This window comes from Fusobacterium sp. DD2 (assembly GCF_018205345.1).
Classification (GTDB): Bacteria; Fusobacteriota; Fusobacteriia; order Fusobacteriales; family Fusobacteriaceae; genus Fusobacterium_A.
In genome coordinates, this window is the sequence record NZ_JADRHM010000094.1 from 1 (window position 1) to 6,569 (window position 6,569).

7 protein-coding genes are annotated in these 6,569 nt (G+C 32.0%); all 7 read left to right on the forward strand.

Annotated elements, in window-relative coordinates:
- Positions 1 to 32 precede the first annotated feature (32 nt).
- The 7 genes from ybaK (at position 33) to IX290_RS10890 (ending at position 6,419) form a co-directional block, all read left to right on the forward strand.
- The gene (ybaK, locus tag IX290_RS10860; RefSeq protein WP_211493217.1) at positions 33 to 503 is read left to right on the forward strand and encodes a Cys-tRNA(Pro) deacylase; all 471 of its coding nucleotides are present in this window, start codon (positions 33 to 35) and stop codon (positions 501 to 503) included.
- Positions 504 to 604: 101 nt separating this feature from the next.
- Positions 605 to 1,603: an FUSC family protein gene (locus tag IX290_RS10865; RefSeq protein WP_211493211.1), complete on the forward strand. Its 999-nt coding sequence runs from the start codon at positions 605 to 607 to the stop codon at positions 1,601 to 1,603.
- 157 nt (positions 1,604 to 1,760) lie between these two features.
- Entirely contained in the window at positions 1,761 to 3,251 is a 1,491-nt protein-coding gene (locus IX290_RS10870) for an ABC transporter substrate-binding protein (protein WP_211493212.1), read from the forward strand.
- Between the two features lies 1 nt (position 3,252).
- Complete coding sequence (locus IX290_RS10875; RefSeq protein WP_211493213.1) at positions 3,253 to 4,167, forward strand: ABC transporter permease; 915 nt, start codon at positions 3,253 to 3,255, stop codon at positions 4,165 to 4,167.
- Positions 4,167 to 4,931 (forward strand): ABC transporter permease, encoded by a 765-nt coding sequence (locus IX290_RS10880; RefSeq protein WP_211493214.1) that lies wholly within the window; start codon positions 4,167 to 4,169, stop codon positions 4,929 to 4,931. Before IX290_RS10875 ends, IX290_RS10880 begins: the two co-directional genes overlap by 1 nt.
- On the forward strand, positions 4,928 to 5,659 hold the full coding sequence (locus tag IX290_RS10885) for an ATP-binding cassette domain-containing protein (protein WP_211493215.1): 732 nt from the start codon (positions 4,928 to 4,930) through the stop codon (positions 5,657 to 5,659). Before IX290_RS10880 ends, IX290_RS10885 begins: the two co-directional genes overlap by 4 nt.
- Position 5,660: 1 nt before the next feature.
- On the forward strand, positions 5,661 to 6,419 hold the full coding sequence (locus IX290_RS10890) for a dipeptide/oligopeptide/nickel ABC transporter ATP-binding protein (protein ID WP_211493216.1): 759 nt from the start codon (positions 5,661 to 5,663) through the stop codon (positions 6,417 to 6,419).
- Positions 6,420 to 6,569 lie beyond the last annotated feature (150 nt).

Genomic DNA, 6,569 nt, shown 5'->3' on the forward strand with positions numbered 1-6,569 from the left:
ATTTTTTGGAGAATTTAATCAGAGGTGACGTTATGAAAAAAACTAATGCAATGAGAGAATTGGATAAAAGTAAAATAGAATACAGTTATAAAGAGTATGAAGTAGATGAAAATGACCTTGGTGCAATAGCTGTATCAATAAAGACAGGACAGGATATAACAAAGATATTTAAAACTTTAGTACTTTTAACTGATAAAAATGATATGATAGTAGCTTGTATTCCTGGAGCAGATAATATAGATTTAAAAAAACTTGCAAAAGTAGCAGGGGCAAAAAAAGTAGAGATGCTTGAAATGAAAAAACTTCTTCCTATGACTGGATATATAAGAGGTGGATGTTCTCCAATAGGGATAAAGAAAAGACATAGAACATTTATCCATGAATCTGCTTTAACAAAAGATGAGATTATGATAAGTGCTGGAATAAGAGGACTTCAGATTGTTATAAAACCTGAGGATCTGATAAAACATGTAGATATGGAAGTTGCAGATATTATAGTATAATTTATAAAAAACTCTTGAAAAAGCATAAAAAAACTCCTACAATGAAATATGATGGAAGTTGTTTGATATAGTATAGATATTTTATTAAAGAGGGTAAATCTATGCAGGAGAAAGAGATTAAAATAATTGAACAGGGAATGATTGTGGCAATTTCAGTGTGGATATCTATGATACTTTGTGATATGTTTGGACTTTCAAAATTTTACGCAGGTATTGCTGCACTAAATGTTATCAATTTAAATGATGCAAGAACTAGAAGACAGGCTTATGAGAGAACTGTTACCACTTTTTTAGGAGGACTTGTTGCCTGTGGAATTGCATATAGTGGTTTTCAACAGAATATGCTTCTGTATGTAATTGGACTTGGTATAGTGTGCTGCATAACAGAGTTTATAATTCATGTGCCAGCTACTGTTGGATGTATTGCATTTACTTATATAATGCTTAATATAGATCCTGGACGAACTCCTACTCTTTATTTAGAAGAAAGAGTATTAGGAACAGCAGCAGGAGCTCTTATAGTCTCAGTTCTTGTTACAGCTTATAGCAGATTGAAACATAAACCTAAAGAAACATTTGAAAGAATCACAGAGAAAGATATAATTCATCATATAAAAAGAGGTGTGATACCTGGTATAGCAGTTATATTAGGATATCTTATAGTATCTTATTTAAATAAGCATATGAGTTCAAAATATGTGACTAACTATACTCTTTACTATTGTGCCCTTGCTTCTGTAGTACCATTTCATGTGGATATGAAAGAGTTATTACATAAGTCTAAAGAGAGGGTAATAAGTACAATAGCAGGGGGAATAATAGCCTTCTTTTTTGTTATTCTCAATTTAAAGGGGATATTTTGGACAGGATGTGGTATACTAGTGGTGATATTTATCATTGAAACTTTTATAAAGGTTTCAGCATCTCTAGGTGGTATCGTATTTCTTTTTATAATGGTGAATATGACTGAAGAGATAACTCCTCTCGTATATTATGTAGATAGAGTGGTAGGTACAATAATTGGAGTGCTGCTCATTATATCTGTCTCATATATGATAGGAAAATTAAAAAACTATATTCTTGTCCAGAGAGGGCTATAAGCTCAAGTTTAAGTGAATTCAGAGTATAACTTGATTATTTTTTTAATAATTTTTGGTTATATTCTTTTTTTATATTTAAAATATGGTACAATAGGTATTATTACAATGTGACTAAAATTTTATTCAGGACAATCAAACAAAATATTTGGAGGTTAAAATGGAGTTTTTTAGAAATTGGAAGAAAATTATTGTAGGACTTGCTGTAGGGTTCTGTTTAGTGGGATGTGGACAGGACGAGCAAAAACAGGTAAAAGAATTAAAGACAACAATGACTATGGATATAGATAGTATGAATCCATACAAGATTGTTTCTAGTGGATCTGAAGAGATTATGTTTAACGTATTTGAGGGACTTTTAATGCCAGGTGTAGATGGAAGTCTTGTACCAACTCTAGCAGAGAGCTGGAAAGTTTCAGAGGATGGAAAAACTTATACTTTTAAAATTAGAAAAGGTGTTAAATTTCATGATGGAACTACACTTACACCTAATGACGTTGTATTTTCATTAAAAAGAATGGCAGGTAAGGATGGATTACCTCCTGTGAAGGCTCTATTAGGTGAAATGCAGACAATTAAGGCAGTAGGGGATGATGAGGTTGAGGTGACATTAGCAAAGCCTAATTCAGCCTTTATATACGCTTTAACAATGGGAATAGTTCCAGAAGCAAATAAGGATAATCTTGAAAAAAATCCAATAGGAACAGGACCTTTCAAAGTAAAAGAGTATACAAGAGAGCAGGAACTTGTATTGGATAAATTTGATGACTATTGGGGAAATAAAGCAAAACTTGATAGAGTAATTGTTTATATAACTCCAAATACAGAGACAGCATTTTTAAAACTTCTATCTGGTGAGATAGATATGTTATCAAGAGTAGATGCAAAGAGAATAAATGAACTTAAGAATTTTAACAATGTATATGCACCACAAAATACAGTTCAGATATTTGCTCTAAACAATGCTGTTGAGCCATTTAACGATATAAGAGTTAGAAAAGCTATCAATTACGCAATTGATAAAGATGAGATAATTAAAAGTGTAATGGATGGAAATGGGATAAAACTTGAGACTAATATGAGTCCAGTTATGAAAAAATACTGTATTCCTAACATTGGACAAAAAAGAGATATAGAAAAAGCAAAAGAGCTTTTAAAAGAGTCAGGACATGAGAACTTTACATTTACAATAAAAGTGCCAAGTAACTACTCACTTCATGTAAATACAGCTCAAGTTATTGCTCAACAATTAAAGGAAATTGGATTAGATGCTAAGATAGAAACTATTGAATGGACAACATGGCTATCAGATGTTTACACTGGAAAACAATATGAGGCATCTATTGTTGGATTATCAGGTAAGTTAGACCCATATGCAATCTTAAGAAGATATACAAAGGCATACAAAAATAACTTCTTCAATTTTGATAATCCTGAGTATGATAGATTGGTAGCAGAAGCTAAGAACTCAACAGATGATGCTGTTGTAACTGCTAACTATAAAAAAGCACAAGAGATATTAAGAGATCAGCAGGCAGCTATTTATATTATGGACCCTGAACTTATGACATCTCTTGATAAGAGAATAAAAGGATTTGAGTACTATCCAACTCCTTTTATAAACTTTGCAAATATGAGTTTTGGAGACTGATATGTATTATATAAAGAAACTATTTAAAATGATATTTTCAATATATCTTATAGGAACAATATCATTTTTACTATTGGAATTGATACCTGGAGACCCAGCAATGGCTATATTAGGTGTGGAAAGTACACCTGAAGATATAGCTATAATGCGTGAAGCACTAGGCCTTAACCAGGGAGTATTTGAACGTTATATTCACTGGGGAAGAAATCTCCTGTCAGGAGATTTGGGAAATTCATTTAAATATGGAGAACCTGTTGCTCAGCTTATCAGGGAGAGGCTTCCGTTGACTTTGGAAGTAGCTATAATAACTGTTATATTGGTTGTTATTGTTTCAGTTCCTCTTTCATTTTCAATATATAGAATCAGAAATAGATATGCTAAAAAGGTAATCAACTTTGTAATTGGACTTTGTATATCTCTTCCATCTTTCTGGATAGGGATAATATCAATGTTTGTATTTGGTGTAACCTTAAGATGGTTTTCAATTGGATACAATAGAAGTTTTACATCTCTTCTTATGCCTTGTATAGTAATTGCAATACCTAATATAGGGGTGTTTACAAGTTATATGAGAAATAACCTGGATAAGGAATTGAGAGAGGAGTATATAAAATATCTATATGTAAATGGAGTAAAAAAATTCTGGTTGAATATCTATATTTTGAAAAACTCAATAATTCCTATTATTCCACTTTTAGGAATACTTATAATAGATCTGATTACAGGGGTAGTTATAGTTGAACAGATATTCTCTATTCCAGGAATAGGAAGACTTATGGTTACAGCAGTAGTAAATCGTGACCTTCCACTGGTACAGGGAATAATATTTTATACATCAGCAGTACTTGTAATTATAAATTTCTTGATAGATGTAATATATTCACTGTTAGATCCAAGAATTAGAGGTGAGAGATAATGAAAAAGAAATATTATTTTGGGCTTTTTATTATCTTTTTAATTCTTTGTATCTTCCGTTATCAGGACCCTTATGTTATGCATGATAACGCTATATTATGTGCTCCAAATTTTGAGCATATTCTAGGTTGTGATAATCTGGGAAGAGATATATTCAGCAGACTTGTATTAGGATCTATATACACTCTTGCAATAGCTTTTGGTGCCATTTCCATGTCAGTAATTGTGGGAATAGTAATTGGAAGTTTAGCAGGATATTATGGAAAAATCGTAGATGGTGGAATCATGTCTATAATGGAGGTAATTATAGCTATTCCTGGAATTATAATAGCATTAGGTGTTATAATAGTAATGGGAGTAGGATTTGGTTCACTTATCACTGCAATATTTATTATCTATATTCCAAGATGTGTAAACATGGTAAGAGGAGTAGTAAAAAAAGAAAAGAATATGGAGTATGTAGTAGCAGCTAAAACATATGGAGTTTCAGATTTAAGAATACTATATGTGCATATTCTTCCAAATATAGTAAAGCCTATCATGGTATGTTTTACTACTGGTTTTGCAGGAGCAATATTAACAGAAGCAGGACTTGGATATTTAGGACTTGGAATTCAGCCACCATATCCAACTTGGGGTAATATTCTAAATCAATCTCAGTCATACTTTATATCAGCTCCATGGTTTACCATTGCACCAGGTCTGGCTATAATATTTACAGTTTACCAGATGAAAAAATTGGAAAGGAGAGAGACACGATATTGAAACTAGTAGAGATTAAAAACTTAAATGTTGAAATAGATGGAGAAAAACTTCTAAAAAATATAAATTTTTCAATTGATAGTGGAGAGATAGTGGCTCTTGCTGGTGAATCTGGAAGTGGTAAGACACTGACTACAAAATTTATACTTGGAATACTTCCTGAGAGAAGTATTATAAGTTATGATAAATTTGAGAAGACATGCAGAATAGGAGCTGTATTCCAAAATGCTTTTACATCTTTAAATCCCACAGTAAAGATAGGAAGTCAGCTTAAGAGAATATATGAAGGTCACTATGGAAAGAGTAAAGAGTGGGAAGGTAAAGTTCTTGAAATTTTAAGAAAAGTAGGAATAAAAGACAGCAAAGCTGTTTTATCTAAATATCCATTTGAAACAAGTGGAGGAGAAAAGCAGAGAATAGTTATAGCTGGGGCTTTAATTGGAAATCCACAACTTCTGATTGCAGATGAGGTTACTACAGCTCTGGATTTGAGAACTAAAAATGAGGTAATAGATCTTTTTAAACATATTCAGGAGAAAACAGGAATATCAATACTTTTTATCTCTCATGACCTGGAGGCTATTAAGGGATTTGCCAATAGAGTGTATGTAACTTATAAGGGAGAGATTGTAGAGGAAAATAGCTGTGAAGAGATATTCAAACATCAATCTCATCCATATGTAAGAAGACTTATGGAGCTTTCACACAAGCTATGGGTAAGAGGAGAATGAGATGGTTTTAAAAATAAAGGGACTTTGTAAGAGTTTTGAAAAAGGGTATCTTTGTTTTAAAAAGAAAAAAGAGATTCTTAAAGATATAACTTTTGAAGTTAACCCTGGAGAGATATTTTCAATTATAGGTGAGTCAGGTGCTGGTAAATCTACAATTGGAAAGATAATATTAGGAATAGAAAAAAAGGATTCTGGAACTATTGAATTTATGGATAAACCTCTTGAAGAACGTGATATCAAGGATATTCAGATGATATTTCAGGACCCATACAGTTCCCTAAATCCAGCTATGAAGATAAAGGATATATTAGCTGAACCTTTAAAAGCAAATGGAGAAAAAAATCCCAGAGTTATTGATGAAAAAGTTGGGCATATGCTTGAAGAGGTAGGGCTTCGCAAACAGTGTGGAGAAAAGTATCCATGTGAACTGAGTGGAGGACAGAGACAGAGAGTTATAATAGGTGCAGCAATGATATTGGATCCAAAACTTGTTGTATGTGATGAACCAGTAGCATCTCTTGACCTTTCAATTCAAAGACAGATACTTAAACTTATAAAAAAATTTAACAGGGAGAACAATACAACTTTTGTATTTATATCTCATGATTTAGGTGTTGTATATAACATTTCTGATAGGATTTTAGTTCTTTATAAAGGAGAAACTCAGGAAATAACAGATGCTCTTGATTTCTTTGATTCACCAAAGAGTGAATATGGAAAAGAGCTTTTAGATGGAATAAGAGTAAAAAAAGATAAATAAAATATTAGGTGCCACAGTTTTATACCTCTGGCACCTTTTTATCTAAAAACTTCAAGAAGACCCCCTCCTCTTTAGGTGGGAGATGAATTGAAATTTTTTTGCTCTTAAATGTATGATATAATTAAGCATATGAAAAGGAGGTGATTTTGC

Excerpts from the sequence above, each read along its gene's own strand:
- IX290_RS10865 (WP_211493211.1), top strand. The coding sequence starts at position 605 with ATGCAGGAGAAAGAGATTAAAATAATTGAACAGGGAATGATTGTGGCA.
- IX290_RS10870 (WP_211493212.1), top strand. The coding sequence starts at position 1,761 with ATGGAGTTTTTTAGAAATTGGAAGAAAATTATTGTAGGACTTGCTGTA.
- IX290_RS10875 (WP_211493213.1), top strand. The coding sequence starts at position 3,253 with ATGTATTATATAAAGAAACTATTTAAAATGATATTTTCAATATATCTT.
- IX290_RS10880 (WP_211493214.1), top strand. The coding sequence starts at position 4,167 with ATGAAAAAGAAATATTATTTTGGGCTTTTTATTATCTTTTTAATTCTT.
- IX290_RS10890 (WP_211493216.1), top strand. The coding sequence starts at position 5,661 with ATGGTTTTAAAAATAAAGGGACTTTGTAAGAGTTTTGAAAAAGGGTAT.
- ybaK (WP_211493217.1), top strand. The coding sequence starts at position 33 with ATGAAAAAAACTAATGCAATGAGAGAATTGGATAAAAGTAAAATAGAA.